A 14,905-nucleotide genomic window follows, 5' to 3' on the forward strand; every position below is an offset into this window, starting at 1 on the left:
TGGGCCGGGGGCCCCCCCCCCGCTCCCCCGGGGGGCGCCCCCCCTCCCCCATGCCCGTCTCTGAGGTGGGGCCGCCGCCAGTCTCCAGCAGAAGCACTCAGATGGGCTGGTCAACGAGCGGATGCAACCTGTTGTTCTCTGTGCTCATTGAGCAGGTCCAGCATCTTGTTGAGCTCGACCATCGGCATCTTGTTGATCAGGTGTTGTGCTGCGCGGGCACCGTCTTCATAGGGGAACCTCTGGGTCTGCTGGCCCCCTGTGACAGTCGCCGCTTCGGGTGGGGTGGCCTGTCCAGGAACGGCCGGCGCGCCCTCCTCCGCCACATTGGGAGGCGGTTCCTGCGTAAGCGGGTCAGCCGGATCCGTTTTACGGCCGTAAAACGGATCCGCCCCCTGCTTCTCAGACCTGGCAGGTGGCTCGCCTGTCAGCGATTTGGCCACGGCGGACGCCTTAGCGGCCTTCTTAGCGGCCGACCGCTCAGCAGATGCTGCCGCCCGCTGCTCCTGCTCGTCTCGCCACCACGCCAGTTGTTCTGCCGCGCCCCACGTATAGTCCCGGGCCAACTTACCCAGGGATCGCGCAGCGTCGAGCGGCATGGCCTTCTTCCGCACCAGGTCCTGAACCTCGGGGGCCAGGTGGGTGAGGAGGATGCGCTGGGTGACCCATCCGTCGACCCGCTCGAAGTGCTGGGCTACGGCGCGGTTGGAGCCGAATTCGGCAACGAGGGATTGGACGGCGTACGCCTCTTCGACGGGGTTGAAGTTCTGCCGGTCGACGTTCTCCGAGACCACAGCCTCCATGAACGTCTTGCGGTCTCCGGCCAAGCCGTCGTCGACAATACAGTTAAGGGTGGCGTTGCCGGCGGCTACTGCGCCCCGGTATCGACGCTCACCAGCGACGAGGACGTAGTCGACCTCGCCGATCTGCTTGCCGTGGTCAGGCCACAGCTTCAGGTATGCGCTGCGGCTGACGGCAGGGCACGCCTGGACCTGACGGCGCCGCAGGCTCTTACCAAGGTCAATTAGCTCGGCTTCGCTACCGAAGTCGGTACGAGGGTTGACCAGGTTGGGAGCGAGCCGGCTGAGCGGGACCCGCAGCAGGCGGCCGTCGGCTCGGGTGTCGACGGTTGGGGCGTCATCGTCATCCCCAAAGAAGTCGTCGAACTCATCGCGCTTGGCCATCATCGGACCCCTGCGTACTTCTGACGGCGGAGCTGGTGCTCCAAGGCGAGAGATACGAAGTCCTGCTTGGCCTTGGTGGCGATGTGGTTGGACTCGTACTGGGTGCAGAATCGTCCGTTGGTGATGCCGCGGGTGTGCGGCTTGTAGTGACGGACAGTGGCGTTATATAGCTCCCAGCCTCTGCGCTGGACGAGGCTGATCGTGCGATCCCGGTCGGCGGTGCCGTCGCGGGGGTCCCAGTTGTTGACGACGACACCGTAGGGGATCTGGCGGGGGATAAGAACCCTCTCAACGGTGACCCTGGTCGGGGTGAAGGCTGACCCCTCGGCTTCGAGGGGGACGATGACGTCATCAGCAACGTCGAGGACGGCTCGCAGCGCATCCCCGGTGGTTCCGTCGCCTAGGGGGTCGATGGACTCGTCTTCGTCGTCTTCCGCCTTCAGCGGCATGAAGCCCGGGGTGTCGACGAGGATGATGTCCGCCTTGGCGCGCCGAAGACGACGCAGCTTGTCGAGGTTCTGGCTTGCGTCGACCACACGGAAGGGGACTGGCCTGCCAGCTTTCCTGACCTTCTCGGCGTGTTCGATGCTGGTGCCCTGGGGGTCTATTGAGACGACCGCAACGGACGGACTGTCGCTTGCGGTCATACCTTCGGCGGCGACTGTGTCGCAGCCGAGGATCTCGGCGTAGACCGCAGCGAGGTTGACCGTCAAAAGCGACTTGCCGACCCCGCCCTTACGGTTCAAGAGCACGGTGATGTAGGGCATGCACTACTCTCCGACTACTTCCCGGGAACCCGGTACTTCGGATGGACGGGAAGCATCCTCTCAGACGATCAGAGGGGGGCCAACCAAGGCATGCAGGTGCCGTGCGGTTTTACGGCCGTAAAGCCGAGCGAGTCACGAGGCCCGCAGCACCCAGATCGACGCCGCCCCCGAGCTCGGGTTTTACGGCCGTAAACCTCTTCCGGGCACCACCCTGGCAGCAGACAAGCCGCCCGCATCACCTGGGGGCCGCGTCCGACGTGCAGCACCAGCCACGCTCCAAATCCGAAAAGGCCCGCCCTCCTGGCAGAGAGCCGGAGGTCGGGCCTAGACGCGCGATGATGGAGTGCCTGGCTACTCCCAGCAGCCAGCCTCGTTACCGAGGAGGGTGGCGACCTTCGAGCCGGCGTGCTCGTTGATGAGCTCCGCCAGGCGCCGTACGGCACTCTTCGCGTCGTCGGTCAGAGCCTCGCCCTCCAGCTCGCCGGAGGGCTGCCAAAGGTCCCAAGCGGCACCAGAGACGCGCAGCGTGGCGGTGAGCAGCAGTGCGGTCTTGGCTTCGTTCTCCGGCTCGATGCGCGCGGGGTAGCCACCGCTGTCGCTGATGGTCTCCCACGTCGCGATCCGGTAGGGGGGCCGGTGCTTCTTGTCGAGCGCGTCGTGATGCAGGCGCACGTCGATGAGGACGAGGAGGGAGTTGTCGTACTCGGCGCGGCTGACACGGATGTTGAGGTCGGGCCGTACGACGGCGTAGCCGGGGGACATGATGGGGCCGATGCCGGCGGTCCAGGCGAAGCGGGCGAAGGCGGCGGGGTCGCGGGCCTCAATCTTGTCCATGAACCAGCGCTTGGGCTCCTGCTGACGGAGGTAGACGCCGTAGCGGGAGCGGCCGTCCGATGCGCGGTCGCGGTCGGTGGCCTCGTCGATCAACACGAGTGTGGTCGGGGTCCAGTGCACGGGGCGCTCCTAGTCAGATGTAGAGAGCCAGGCGTGGGGGTCCTGGCGGGTTGGCCGCGAGGCCCGGGCCGGCGTCAGTGACTCCGGGCTTCATCCTGTCGTCTCGTACGGTCGGCAGGGGCGGGAATGCCCGTAGCGGCTGCGGCCGGCCGCTATAGGAGGGCGACGAACAGGGCCACGTCCAGGGCGAGGAGCGCGGCCACGGTGATGTCGATGCCAGGCGAGTCCTGCGGTGCTTCGCGCGGGCGAGCTTGGCCAGGCGGATGACGTCCTCGGCACGGCGCTCTTCGAGTAGGTCATCGATCAGGTCTTGGGGGGTGGCCGGGTCGAGGGTGGCCCAGTAGAGGTATGTGCCGCGGGGGGCTCCGGTGATGTGCGGCCGGATGGTGAAGAGGACCGCTTTCACGGCGGCGGCGAGCCCGACAGCGCCCACGGTGGCGAGCAGGGCGACGGCCGGCGGGAGGTGGCGTCCGGGGACCGTGGCGACGAGGACGGCCAAGGGGATGCTGAAGGCGGACAGCAGGGCGCCGGACTTGGGCTCGCTGCGCTCGATCTCCTTGCGTGCGGTGGCGTCGGCCTCGGCGAGGCGAGCGTCAAGTCGGGGGTCCGTGGTCGTCACGCGGCGTTCCCCGAGATCAGATCGAACAGGCTCTGCTGGCCCTTCTCCATCTGCTGTTGGCGCGCGGCCGCGGCGTCCTGGCAGGCGCGGCCGCGGGCGTGGTCCCAGCAGGGCCCGCACCAGGGGCGAAGGTCTCCCGGCTGGACGTTTGCGTTCTGGGCGTCGGTGGCGCGGGCGGGGTACGGGGCGGCGGTGAGGTCGCGGGAGGAGGTGCACGTGCCGGTCGGGTGGGTCCGGCCGCAGGCTCCTTCGCATCCGCAGCGTCGGCCGCAGCGGGTCAGGACGGCTTGTAAGAGGGTCACGGGCTTCCCTTCGCGGCGGGTCAGTTGAGGTGGTCGGGGTACCAGGTGGCGTACTCCTGGCGGACGTAGCCGCGGACACCGTGGTGGGTCCACACCGGGTGGTCCTGGCCGTAGAGGCCCGCGGTGACGCCGTGCTGGCGGTCGTGGTCGAGTAGGCGCTCGGCGGTTCGCTCGGCCTTGGCGATGTCGTCCCGCTTGCTGGTCGTCTCCGCCTGGCGGTCGGCGAGGGCGGCGTGGCGCAGCAGGTACTCGCGGCGTTCGTCTGGGGTGCTGTGGGCGTCGCCGGTGAGGACTTGGAGCCGGAGGACGGCGTATGCCTCGGTGAGTACCTGGGGGGCGCGGGAGTAGGCGTCACGGAAGGTGAAGGGCGGTGGTGGAACGGGGTTGATCTCGGTCACGGTGGTCCCTTCGTCAGTGGTTGTGGATGGAGCCCTTGGAGAACCAGGAACTGGTCACGGTCTGGTGGATGGTGGTGGTCGAGGCGCCGCCGCGGGGGCGGCCGGCGAAGAGGAAACGCAGGAGCAGGACCAGGGCAGCGATGGAGCCACTGCCGATCCCGAGTGCCAGGGCTGCGGTCAAAAGGCCCTCCGATTTGTCGGCGACGAGGCCAGCGCCGTAGCCGATGCCTGCGGCCGCAGTCCCGACCCCGATGCCACCAGCGGCGGTGACGAGGGCGGCGCCCTTGGCCCGTCCGGATATGCGGGTCTCCACCGGGGCGGCCGTAGGCGCCGAGGCGGGGGGCATCTGCTGGGTGAGCTGGGCAGCGGCGATGAGTGCGGCGAGTTGTTCGGCCGGGACGACGACGCCCTGCTGGGCGCCGGGGGCGGGCGGGTGGAAGAGCGGGGCCGGTGTCGTGGAACGGGGGTGCGCCCAGGGCTGGTCGGCCCGGGCGAGGGCGGTGATGTGGTTGCGGGTGGTGTCCACCGGGGTCCTTGGGGGCCGGGGTGAGCGCCCTGTCGGCCGCTCACACGTGAGTCACGCTCTGTGTCCGTAGCGGGTAGTGGGGGTGGGTAGTGGGTACTTGGGTCTCCAGTAAAAGCGCAGGCTGATAGCCGTTTTTGGGCTAGTGGGGGTCTGTAGTGGGTAGTGGGGTGGACCCCACTACCCACTACTCGGTAGCCGTCTGTGACGGGTCAGGCGTGGTCGGGGTGGAGGAAGACCGACTGCGGTCCGGCCTCGCGGTAGACGAGGAGTCCGCGGGCGGCGGCGTCTTGCAGGACCGGGCGGACGGTCTTGCGGTCCCGTTGAACCAAGGCGGCGATCTGACCGACCTTCATGCCGGTCGCGCCGGCCGACTCGATCGCCTCCAGCGCCTGGGGGAGCCAGTCGGGCCCCTCCGGTGACGGGCTCGACGGCGGTGTCGGCCCGGCGGGTTCCTCGGCCGGAGCGGCCTCCGGGGGTTGCGGGTCACTGGCCTTGCGCTCGTAGGACAGGCCCAGGGAGCGGGGGCGGCCACCGGGCTTGCCGTCGTTGCCATCGCCCGGCTCGGGCCGGTCTCCGGGGCCGGGACGCTCGGGTTCCTCGGTGGTGCCGAAGCGCTTCTCGATCTCTGCCATGAGCTGTGCGGCGAGGACGTCGGGGTCCTCGCTGGCCTTCCGTTCGTACGACAGGCCCAGCGACTTGCGGCGCCGTGTGTCGGCCGCCGGAGGCTCGGGCGGTTCGACGACAGCGGTGGTCGTGCCGCCCGCTGCGGTGTCGTTGCCGTCGGGGTCCTCGCCGAGGCGGGCGGCGTGGGCGACGGTGACGAGCCAGCCGGCGCGCTCGGGGCTCCAGCGGTCGCGGTAGTCCTCCCCGGCGGCCTCCGCCGAGATGGCGTCCAGCTCGATGCGGCGGTCGTTGGTGGCAAGCACGACCTTGCGGACCATCGACGGCAGCGACTTCCAGCCCTTGAACTCGGTGGCGGCGAAGCCGTCGGCGCCGCTGTCGGCGATGATGCCGGCGCCCTTCTCGTTGAGCTGGGAGGTGTCGATACGGGCCCGGGGGAAGAGCTTGCCCACGTTGTGACCGGAGTTCTCGCCGGAGGTCAGCGCGGCCGAGACCGGGCTGAATCGCTTGACGACGGTGTCGCCGATGGTGCTCACGTTGCCGTCCACGGCGGTGAGCACGAACCGCTCGGCCATGGCCCGGGTGGTGCGCATGCCCTCCCTGATGAGCTCGGCAAGTTCGCGCTTCTCCGGTTCGCGCCGGTTGTTGGCATGGGCGAGGATCTCGGCGCCCTCGTCGATGAGGATCTCGATCTGCGGCAGGGTCGCCGAGATGGGCAGCAGAGTGGTGTCCATCTTCCGCATCAGCTTCTGGTAATGCAGCTGGCGGGCCTTGTTGATGCGCAGGGCCGCCTTGAGCATGCGGATGGCTTCCTTGGGGGTGGAGGCGAGCCAGTCGATGCCCGGCTTGGTGCCGGCGGGCGCCTTGTCGTCCGGGTCGTCCGGGTCGATCAGCCCACGGGCCTCCAGCCACGGTGTCACCCACGGAATGCCGATGGCGCCCATCTTGAGGTCGATTACCCAAGTGACGACGTCCACGCAGCGGGCGAAGCCCGCGATGATGACGTCCATGAACGTGCTCTTGCCGGATCCGGGCGGGCCGAGGATCAGGGCGCACGCCTCGCGGAGGAAGACCTGGATCTCCTCGCCGGTGGGCCGTAGGCCCCACGGGATGCCGGTCAGGAGCGACAGGGGGCTGTAGTCCTCCGGGTACAGCACCTCGTCGCGCATGATGTTCTTGGTCATGACGTCGACCACGACGAGGCCCTGGGCCTCGCCCTCTTCGACGCGGACAGTGCAGCCGAGCGGCAGCCGGGCGTCGGCGGCCAGCGCCCGGGAGCGGGCCCCGATGCGGTCCCAGGTCACGCCGCCGCCCGGCAGTTCGGCCTCCAGCGAGTAGCCGGCGCCGGTCTCCCAGAACTCCACCGCGATCACCTTGACGTCGACGGTGGCGACGCGTTTGATGCGGTCCTGCCACTCGCTGGCGATCATGCGGCGCTTGGTGTCGAGTTCGGCGGCCGCGGCCTGGGCCTCGGCGGAGAACCGCTCCTCCTCGACGACTTCCTCCCAGGCGGCAGTGTGCGAGGCGGCGGCCCAGGTGCCCACGCCCAGGGCGGCCAGCGATCCGGCTGCCGCCCAGGACAGCGGGCCGTGAGCCATGGCCCAGGTCGTCCAGCCGCCGGCCACCAGCCACGAGGCGGCGCGGGCGACGGCGGAGCGTACGGTCAGCCTGCGGCGGACGCTGTGGCCGATGCCGTGGCCAAGTGCTCCGGCCGCGCCGATGACCAGCGGCCAGCCTTCCGGCATCCCGGTCGCGGTGCCCAGCAGGGCGACGGCTGCGGCGCCGGTGGTCGCCGACAGGGCGCCGGTGATCGGCCCGTGTCCGCGGGCCCAGTCCAGCGGGGGCAGCCGGGTGTCGTCGCCCGGCTTCTTCTTCGTGAGCGTGAGGGAGCGGCGTTCGCGGCTCATCGTCTTCTCAGTCACCTTCCAGAGCTCCTGACAGGGGGCGAAGGGGCCGGGCCCGCACACGACGCGGTGTGCGGGCCCGGGCGAAACGGCGGGGGAGGGGGCGCTAGTTGTTGGTGGTGTCCCATTTCTCTTCGGCGTTGTTGCGCGGGTCGGTGTGCCGCTTGATGTCCTGCTCGTGGACCGCGCAGAAGACCTTGAACGCCTCTTCCGCCTGGTCGATGGCCTGCTGGAGCGCCTTGTAGATGTCGTCCAGGGCCGCGCCGACCTCGGGCTCCAGCGGGAACTCGCTGTCCGCCTTCGTGGCGAGGATGGCGAAGGTGTTGGCGATGGACTCCAGCGCGTCGGGGAAGCCCTGGATGGTGTCGTGGACGTGCATCATGCCGTCGGGGTCGTACGCCTTCGCCGCGGCTTCCATGTCGGCCGCGCTCTCGTTGAACAGGAATCCGGGGCCGGCCGGGGTGGACATGGGGGTGGAACCTCCTGTGCTCATGCGGTTGGCGTGGTGGCGAGGGGCACGGCGGACCTTCGCCGCCACCGTGTGGTCGTCGTTCTCGGCGTTCTCGACCGCCGCCTCGTACTCGCCGCGGATGGCGTGGTCGCGATCCGCGCGGGCCCGGTCGGCGGCGTTGGCCAGACGCCGGTAGACGCGCGGGCCGAGGTATTGCAGCCCGCGCCAGCCCAGCCGGACGCCGATGGGGTGGGTGATCAGGCCGATCGCGAAGAAGGGGATGCTGATGGCAGCGGCCAGGAGCTTGCGGCCGTAGCAGCGCAGCGCCGAGGCACTCAGCCGCCGCCACATCCGAGCCCGCGCCCCGGCCCGCTTCCGTACCGCGCGCAGCCGGGACAGCCGACGGCGGGTGTGCTCGTCCCGGGTGGCCCGGGCCCGGTCGCGCAGCCGACGCCGGGCCCGCCGGGCCCGCTCGCGCGCCGAGAGCCTCGCGGCGCCGGCCCGGCGTTCCGCCGCCTTGTGCCGCTTGTCCTTGGCGTGCCCAGCGCGGCCGCCATCGACGGCGTCCTTGGGGGACTTCTTCAGGTTCAGCCGCTTGTCGGCAGAACCCGGTCCGCGACCAGCGGCCTTGTCCTTGGCGGCGCGCTTGGCGGCCTTGCGCTGAGCCTTGGCCGCCCGCCGGGCGTCGCTCAGACGGCGGGCGTCGGCGGTGTCCTTCGCACGCCGCTGCGCCCGGGTGGGGGCGGCGGCCTGCCGGGCGGCTCGCGCGGCCTTGACCGCGCCGAGCGCCCGAGCGTTCTTCGCGGCGCCCGCTGCGGCCGCCCGCCGTTGGGCGGCCTGGCCGGAGGCCCGCAGGGCGCGGGAACCGCTACGGCCACCGGCGCCTGTGGTGCGGGAACCGGGGGCGGAACCGCTCCGGGTCCGCGGCGCCTTGCCGCCGTCGGCCGCGCGGCGGCCCCCGAGGCCCCCGGAGAGGGGACCGGTGCGGGTGCGGGCCGATCCCCCAGCGGACTTCCCGCTGCCGGTGGTGCTGGCCCGGCCTGCGGCGGTGCTCTTCGCGGCGGCGCGGCGGGCGAGGGCGGTGGCCCCCGCAGCGGTGACCGCCAGGCCAGCGGCCGCCAGGCCGGTCGTCGCTGCCCCGGCCGTCACGACGGCGGCGGACACTGCGGCGACCGTGGAGTTGGCGCCGATGACAGTCAGCGGTACGGCGGGGATCCCGCCGGGGGTGTGCGGGGTCGGGGTGGAAGGCCGGGCAGTCGACGGCGCCGCGGCCCCGGTCTCATCGGCCTCGTCATCGCTGACCGGGTCCTCGTGGAGGTCCTCGTCGAGCGCGGGGTCGTCGGTCGTTGTGGTGCTCACTGCTCCTCCTGGCGGCGGGGCAGGGCCGGGACGGGCAAGACCCCGTCGACGGGGGTCTCGATGTGCTGGGCGCAGACCGGGCAGGTGGGCCAGCGCTTGCCGCCGACGCGCGCCTGGATCTTCGCGAACCACGCGCCGGTCAGTCGCTCGACGGCGATGCAGATGAACATGGCCGCCACGAGCGCCAGACCGAGGCTGCTTCCGTCGGGCCGCAGTTGGTGGGGGAGCAGCTGGTTGAGGTCGCCGTGGGCGTACAGTCCGGCGATTCCGCCGGCGGCGAGCGGAGTAGCTACCGCCAGGGCGCCGATGGCGAAGGAGCCCAGGAAGCGGATGGCGGACAGGAGTCGGGCAGACACGGAGTCTCCAAAAGAGGGAGGTCCCGGGACGCACCCCGGCAGGGGGCGGGGCGCGTCCCGAAGAGAAGGAAGCAGGCGGTCAGTGGCGCTTGGGCCGGGTGATTCCGTGCTCGGCGAGCGCGGTCGCGAGGAACGCGCGGGCGGTGCCCGGCCTGCATCCCAGTCGCTTGGCTGTCTTGCGCGCGGACGGCTCCTTCATCAGGTCCCCACCGGCTTCGAGGACCTCGTCGACCATGGCCCGGACCGTCTCCAGACGGTCGTCGTCGACCTGGTCCCGGACGGGGTCGGAAACCGGTTCCTTCCCTTGCGGGAAGCGGGGTGTGGGCTCCTCGGGAACCGCTTCCGCCGGAGGGCGGGACGCAGTGAGCGGATGCACCGGCACCCGGTGCGCCACCCACTCACCGTCCGCTCCGGGAACCACCAGGGCGACCGGCAGGACGGGCGCGGGGATCACCTCGGGCACGTCGTCGGACACGGTCTCGGCGACCGCTTCCGGCTCCGGCTCCACCGGGCCGGGAACCACCACAGTCGGCGGTGTGCCCCGCCGGATCCACCGGCGTCGGCCGTCCCAGGACGCAGCCCGCGCGCGCCGGTAGGTGGCCCGTCGGGCAGCGCGGATCTCGCGGATCGACGGCTCGTCGGGTGAGGCCGCGTTGGCCCGGGTCCACACCGTCTCGTACGCCTCGTCCATGGGGACGTTGGTGTTGTCGGCGAGCCGCCGGGCGCGCCGGACGAGGACCGGGTGCCGGCGGCCGAGCCGCCGCCACCGGTCGGCTTCCTCCGCGCTCTGCCTGGACAGCGCGACCTTCTTCGAGCGCATGACCACCCACCACAGAGCCACGGCGGCGAGCGAGGCGAGGGCGTAGGCGCCCGCCCGGTAGCCGCCGGCGGCCGAGTGGTCCTCGATCAGGTGCCCGGCTGCGTTGATGGCGGCCGCGATCACGGCGGTGATCACCGTGGCCCGCAGCAGCCACCGGTGCGGGCGCTTCTGCTCGATGGCCTGCCCGGTCAGACCGGCCAGGGTGAGGGTCATGCCCTCGGTGATGACCGGGATGCCGACAGCGCCCATGCCCATCCCGAGGGCGGCGGCGGCCGATGCCTGCCCGGTCCAGCCGAGGACCATGGAGACGGCGACGACCGGCAGGCCCCACAGCGGCATGTGGTGGGCGACCTTGAGTTGGGCGGCATGCCAGGCGGCGCGCCGTTCCCGGCGGCGGCGGCCCCGGGACTTCTCCCGCTCCGCGCGCTGCTGCATCTTCCGGGCGACCTTGGCGTTGTGCTCGGTGGTCTTGAGCTGGCGCTTGTGCTCGCGATCCCGGCGCCGCTCTTCGCGATCCTGGTGCCGGTCTTCCCGCCTCTCGGCCCGTTCGGCCCTACGGTCCCGGCGCCGCTCCTCGCGCCGCGGCGAGGGACCGATGTACACCTGTCCGTACGGCGGTTCGGCCATCGCGTGCCCGTTGTGGGTGGGCGGGGTTTCGGTCTGGTAGGCCGTCACTGTTCCGCGGCCTCCTTCCCGGCGACACGGCGGCGCTCAACCTCCGCCTCGATCGGGCCAAGGGCCTGCGCCCAGCCCTCGCCGACGGCCACGCGCTTCAGCAGCAGGAGGAGAGCGAAGGACAACGAGGCCAGGAACTCGGCCCACTCCCCCTCGTCGAGGCCGGCCAACGGCCACGAGCTGCGGTCGGCCTCGGGCGAGCGGTCCGGTTCCCGAAGCTGCGGGGCGTCGCCCTCAGGCCAGTAGTGCGCCTGGAGTTCCGCATAGTGCGGGGGCCGCGGCGGCTCCGGCAGGCGGTGGGTATTCACGAGCCAGCCGCTGCGCAGGTCCCCGTCGGGCGGCACCGGCGACCAGGAAGTGATCGCCGGATCGATCCGGCGGACAGCCTCCTTCGCGCTCTCGCGGGACCGCTCGACGCCGTGGACGACGCCGTCGCGGACGATGACCTCCACCGGCGCGTCCGCCACGGCGAGGTAGTGCTCGACCGTGGTCTGGAGCCACCGCTCGACCGTGCGGAGCGCGGCCAGCTCCTCGCGGATCTGCTTCAGCTGGGCGGCCAGGGCCTCGGCCCGCTCCTGCTCGGTGCGCAGGTTGCGCTCCAGCTTGGCGGCCTGCGCCTGGACGAGCATGGCGCGGTCGTCGAAGTCGCGCAGCAGCTGGTCGCGTTCGGCCTTGACCCCGGCGAGACGCAGCTGCACGGCCGGGATGCGGGCCTCGGCGCGGTCGCGCTGGTCGGTCAAGGCGGCCAGGAGGCGGGCGCGGATGAGCCGGATCATGCGTGGGCCTCCTTGGGGCTGCGCGAACCGGGGCGGGAGGAGTGGTGGACGGTGGCGCGGACCGCGCAGCGGCCCGCCAGGCCAGCGGCCGCCAGGACCGCGGCGGCCTTGACCGCCGCGACCAGCGCGGTGACGGCCGCGATCAGGGCGGGCTCCAGGACGAGGCCGACGCCGTAGGCCAGGCCCAGGAGCACCGCGATGAGGGCGGCCAGCGCCGCCGGGTGCAGCTTGTCAGCGCCGCTCACGATGCGGCGCCCGATGCGGGCGAGTTCGGCTCGGCTCGTCACAGCGCCACCGCCGATCCGGCGACAGCGACGCCGTTCTTCCCCGCGTCGTTGCCGGTCGAGCGGCGGTTGACCTCGCGGAGCTTGTCGGACATTGCCTTGCGGTCGTTGTCCGTCACGCTGCCCACCCCCACGCCATCGCCTCGGGCTCGAAGCCGCTCCGGTTGTCTTCGTCCTCGATCTCGTCGAGGACCGAGGCCATGACCGTCAGGTGCGCGGCGGCGTGGTTGAGGTCGTCGAGGGGCAGGAAGCCGGAGGTGACCATGTCGGCCAGGGCCTCGCGGCGGGTGTAGTCCTCGGTGAAGCAGGCGAGCAGCGCGTCGCGGCGCTGCTGCTCGCTCAGGGTCTCGGGGATGTCGTACTCGCTGCCGGTGATCAGGTCGGCGTCGATGCCGAGCTCCAGCGACAGCCCGATCCGCGTGGCGGCGTCGGCGAGTACCGGCGGGATTCGCCGGATGACCACCGGTTCCGTCATGATGTTGTTCATGCGGGATCCACTCCTTGGGTGAGATGGGTTCCGAAGTGGCCCCGGGGGCGGTGCAACGCCTTGTCCGGGGCCGCGCCCGTTTAAGGGCGCCGGGATGGTGGATGTGGCCCAGACGGGCACGGCCGCGGCACATCCCCGTCGAGGCGGATGCGCCGGGCCGAAACTGTCTGGACGTCGGCCCTCGTATTGGTTCTTGAAGTGCTGTGACCAGCACCGAGGGCGTTTTTTCTCTTCGCACGCTGTTGAGTTCTCAAGGCACCTGCGTTCTCCCGGCCTAGCCCCAAGGGGACCGGTTCCAGGGACGCACCCGGGCGCAGAAGTGCCCGATCCGGCGTAGCCACACCCCAAAGTTCGGTACTTAACTTCCGCCGCTGGAGAGGACACTACAGGTCTTCGGTGCCACCATGTCAAGAGTTAAGTACCTAACTTGATCCGAGAAGTCGTCTGCGCGGTCTGGTTGTGTACCAAAGTCGGATTCCGTGGGTACACTCAGCGGCCATGGAGAAGGCGAAGGGTGATCAGCGGGCCACCGCCCGCTCGATCGCCGACGACATCAGGGCGCAGATCAGAGGCGGCAAGCTGCCGCCGGGCGCGGTGCTGCCCACGAGCCGGGAGCTCGCCAGTCGCTACGGGGTCTCACACAAGACCGTCAGCGCGGGTATCGACGTGCTGAAGGTCGAAGGGCTCGTTGTCGGCGAGCGGGGCGGCCGGCGGCGCGTACGGGCTTCCCGGCCTATCACCTGGAACTTGACCAGCTCGACGCAGGGCGCGGCCGTCATGGACGACTGGGCAACCGCCATCAGGGAAGCGGGCCGGGAACCCGCACAGACGCTCAGCGTCACCACCGAGGGTGCGTCAGAAGAGGTCGCGGCCTGGCTGCACCTCGACCCCGGCGAGGAAGTCGTCCGACGCGAGCACCTCCGCACCGTGGACGGCAGACCGTTCCAGCTGGTCAACATGTGGTTCCCCGCCGGCCTCGTAAGGAACACCCCCCTCGCCGAGCAGAGGGAAGTAGCTCGCCCCGCCACCGTCCTGGCCCAAGCCGGGCACCCCCAACAGCGCGTGCGGGACGAGATCGATGTGCGGATGCCGACACCGGAGGAGGCCGAGCCCCTGAGCCTCCCGCCCGGGACACCCGTGGCCGATCACGTGCGCACTGGCCACGGCGACACCACGCCCATCTATGTAGTGCGCACGATTGCCCCCGGCGACCGGCACCGCCTCGTCTACGAACTGGGGGTCTAATCCGTATCAAATGCGGACGACATGTCAGGCGCGCCCGGGTGAGCTGGTATTGGTGCGGCGGCTGACCGGCCGGGCGATACCATGCGCAACGTCCCTTCGTAATCAAAGGGACACAGAAAGCAGAAGGCCCGGACCAGAAGGTCCGGGCCAACCAAGCCGAAGACTCGTCTCTCTCGCCAAAGTTTGATCGAGTCAACGGCCCGACGTTCGCGGTAGCGGCTCGGGAGCTTCCCCTCGCTCGCGTCGAACCGCGTCCGGGTCCACGATAGCGGGCCCGACGCCGGTTCGTGCAGTAGGGCTGACTTCCTGTTTCGCTGCCCGCGGGAAAGCGACCACCGTGCACGGCCTGAATCATCAGGTTGACCAGGCGATTCCTCTTGCCTGGACCCCCTTTACCACCGCCACCCCCTTGGGTGAAGCCTCAAGACGTGGTGTCGCTCACATCACAGTCTCGCGCCAGCGCGGCGCCACACCCGGTCTGGACACCGCCCCCCTGACCGGGGGTGCCCGGTGAGCTACCAGGCACAGACGTGGGTCGATGAGGTCGGTGTCGATCTTTGCCAGAACGGCGGCGAGGCGTTCGTCCTGCTGCGAATCGCCAACCACTGCGGCCCGGACCTGCGCGGCGCTTACCCCTCGGCCGCAACCCTCGCGCGCCTCTGCAAGATGGGCCGCTCCACCGTCCTGAAGCACGTCCGCGCGCTCGCCTCGCGCCGTGTCCTCCTGCCTGGCGACCCGGCCCTGACGGATCACCTCCCGGCGGACAAGCGGCCGCCCGTCTATGACCTCTGCGGGGGCCACAAGGAGGGGTGCGTCGGAGGGCACACCATCCGACAGGAGTGCCGCACAGCAGCGGGTGTTCAATCTGAGCACCCGAGCACTACACCGTCCCGAGCGGGTGCTCGATCTGAACACCCGAAGAAAACCCGCAGGTCAGCGGGTGCTCAATCTGAACACCCGACCCCTGAGCAGGACGGAGCGGGTGTTCAAAATGAGCCGAAGCGGGTGCTCAAATCGAGCACCAATAGTTCTAAGGAATTGAACTCTTCTCTCTCCGGTCACGGTGGTGACGGTGGATCGCAGCCGCAGCCGCCGTCACGGGGCGCGGTTCAGGAGGAGAGAGAGATGCCGTCTTCGCCGGACACCCATGCCCCGGTACCTGGCCAGCGCAGTGCTGAGC

Annotated in this window: 15 protein-coding genes and 1 pseudogene; 2 read left to right on the plus strand and 14 right to left on the minus strand. The window is 70.6% G+C overall.

Going from position 1 to position 14,905, the window contains the following annotated elements; all coding sequences use genetic code 11:
- Nucleotides 1-110 precede the first annotated feature (110 nt).
- The 14 genes from AB0K09_RS03530 to AB0K09_RS03595 all read right to left on the minus strand — a co-directional run bounded on the left by AB0K09_RS03530 (nucleotide 111) and on the right by AB0K09_RS03595 (nucleotide 12,480).
- Nucleotides 111-1,184: a ParB/RepB/Spo0J family partition protein gene (locus AB0K09_RS03530; protein ID WP_366063577.1), complete on the minus strand. Its 1,074-nt coding sequence runs from the start codon at nucleotides 1,182-1,184 to the stop codon at nucleotides 111-113.
- Nucleotides 1,181-1,948: a ParA family protein gene (locus tag AB0K09_RS03535; RefSeq protein WP_366063578.1), complete on the minus strand. Its 768-nt coding sequence runs from the start codon at nucleotides 1,946-1,948 to the stop codon at nucleotides 1,181-1,183. The genes AB0K09_RS03530 and AB0K09_RS03535 overlap by 4 nt, the downstream gene beginning before the upstream one ends.
- 351 nt (nucleotides 1,949-2,299) lie before the next feature.
- Nucleotides 2,300-2,902: a hypothetical protein gene (locus tag AB0K09_RS03540; RefSeq protein WP_366063579.1), complete on the minus strand. Its 603-nt coding sequence runs from the start codon at nucleotides 2,900-2,902 to the stop codon at nucleotides 2,300-2,302.
- Nucleotides 2,903-2,915: 13 nt separating this feature from the next.
- Nucleotides 2,916-3,521, minus strand: a complete 606-nt coding sequence (locus AB0K09_RS03545) for a Pycsar system effector family protein (protein ID WP_366063580.1) — start codon at nucleotides 3,519-3,521, stop codon at nucleotides 2,916-2,918.
- Nucleotides 3,518-3,823 (minus strand): hypothetical protein, encoded by a 306-nt coding sequence (locus AB0K09_RS03550; RefSeq protein WP_366063581.1) that lies wholly within the window; start codon nucleotides 3,821-3,823, stop codon nucleotides 3,518-3,520. The genes AB0K09_RS03545 and AB0K09_RS03550 overlap by 4 nt, the downstream gene beginning before the upstream one ends.
- A gap of 20 nt (nucleotides 3,824-3,843) precedes the next feature.
- Nucleotides 3,844-4,221 (minus strand): hypothetical protein, encoded by a 378-nt coding sequence (locus AB0K09_RS03555; RefSeq protein WP_366063582.1) that lies wholly within the window; start codon nucleotides 4,219-4,221, stop codon nucleotides 3,844-3,846.
- Nucleotides 4,222-4,234: 13 nt separating this feature from the next.
- Nucleotides 4,235-4,747, minus strand: a complete 513-nt coding sequence (locus AB0K09_RS03560; protein ID WP_366063583.1) for a hypothetical protein — start codon at nucleotides 4,745-4,747, stop codon at nucleotides 4,235-4,237.
- Between the two features lie 209 nt (nucleotides 4,748-4,956).
- Complete coding sequence (locus AB0K09_RS03565) at nucleotides 4,957-7,290, minus strand: hypothetical protein (protein WP_366063584.1); 2,334 nt, start codon at nucleotides 7,288-7,290, stop codon at nucleotides 4,957-4,959.
- An 88-nt stretch (nucleotides 7,291-7,378) separates the two neighbouring features.
- Nucleotides 7,379-9,082 (minus strand): hypothetical protein, encoded by a 1,704-nt coding sequence (locus AB0K09_RS03570; RefSeq protein ID WP_366063585.1) that lies wholly within the window; start codon nucleotides 9,080-9,082, stop codon nucleotides 7,379-7,381.
- A complete protein-coding gene (locus AB0K09_RS03575; RefSeq protein ID WP_366063586.1) occupies nucleotides 9,079-9,438 on the minus strand; it encodes a hypothetical protein in 360 nt (119 codons plus the stop codon). The genes AB0K09_RS03570 and AB0K09_RS03575 overlap by 4 nt, the downstream gene beginning before the upstream one ends.
- A gap of 79 nt (nucleotides 9,439-9,517) precedes the next feature.
- Entirely contained in the window at nucleotides 9,518-10,933 is a 1,416-nt protein-coding gene (locus AB0K09_RS03580; protein WP_366063587.1) for a hypothetical protein, read from the minus strand.
- Nucleotides 10,930-11,709 carry a hypothetical protein gene (locus tag AB0K09_RS03585; protein WP_366063588.1) on the minus strand — a complete coding sequence of 260 codons (780 nt, stop codon included), beginning with the start codon at nucleotides 11,707-11,709 and terminating at the stop codon, nucleotides 10,930-10,932. Before AB0K09_RS03585 ends, AB0K09_RS03580 begins: the two co-directional genes overlap by 4 nt.
- A complete protein-coding gene (locus tag AB0K09_RS03590; RefSeq protein ID WP_366063589.1) occupies nucleotides 11,706-11,996 on the minus strand; it encodes a hypothetical protein in 291 nt (96 codons plus the stop codon). The genes AB0K09_RS03585 and AB0K09_RS03590 overlap by 4 nt, the downstream gene beginning before the upstream one ends.
- 112 nt (nucleotides 11,997-12,108) lie before the next feature.
- A complete protein-coding gene (locus tag AB0K09_RS03595; RefSeq protein ID WP_366063590.1) occupies nucleotides 12,109-12,480 on the minus strand; it encodes a hypothetical protein in 372 nt (123 codons plus the stop codon).
- A gap of 498 nt (nucleotides 12,481-12,978) precedes the next feature.
- On the opposite strand from AB0K09_RS03595, the gene AB0K09_RS03600 reads away from it, so the two are divergent.
- Both AB0K09_RS03600 and AB0K09_RS03605 read left to right on the plus strand, forming a co-directional pair.
- Nucleotides 12,979-13,725, plus strand: a complete 747-nt coding sequence (locus tag AB0K09_RS03600; RefSeq protein ID WP_366063591.1) for a GntR family transcriptional regulator — start codon at nucleotides 12,979-12,981, stop codon at nucleotides 13,723-13,725.
- Between the two features lie 510 nt (nucleotides 13,726-14,235).
- A pseudogene (locus AB0K09_RS03605) lies at nucleotides 14,236-14,424 on the plus strand (helix-turn-helix domain-containing protein); the annotation flags it as partial.
- Between the last annotated feature and the right edge of the window lie 481 nt (nucleotides 14,425-14,905).

Origin of the sequence: Streptomyces sp. NPDC049577, assembly GCF_040675635.1 — a bacterium.
Classification (GTDB): domain Bacteria; phylum Actinomycetota; class Actinomycetes; order Streptomycetales; family Streptomycetaceae; genus Streptomyces.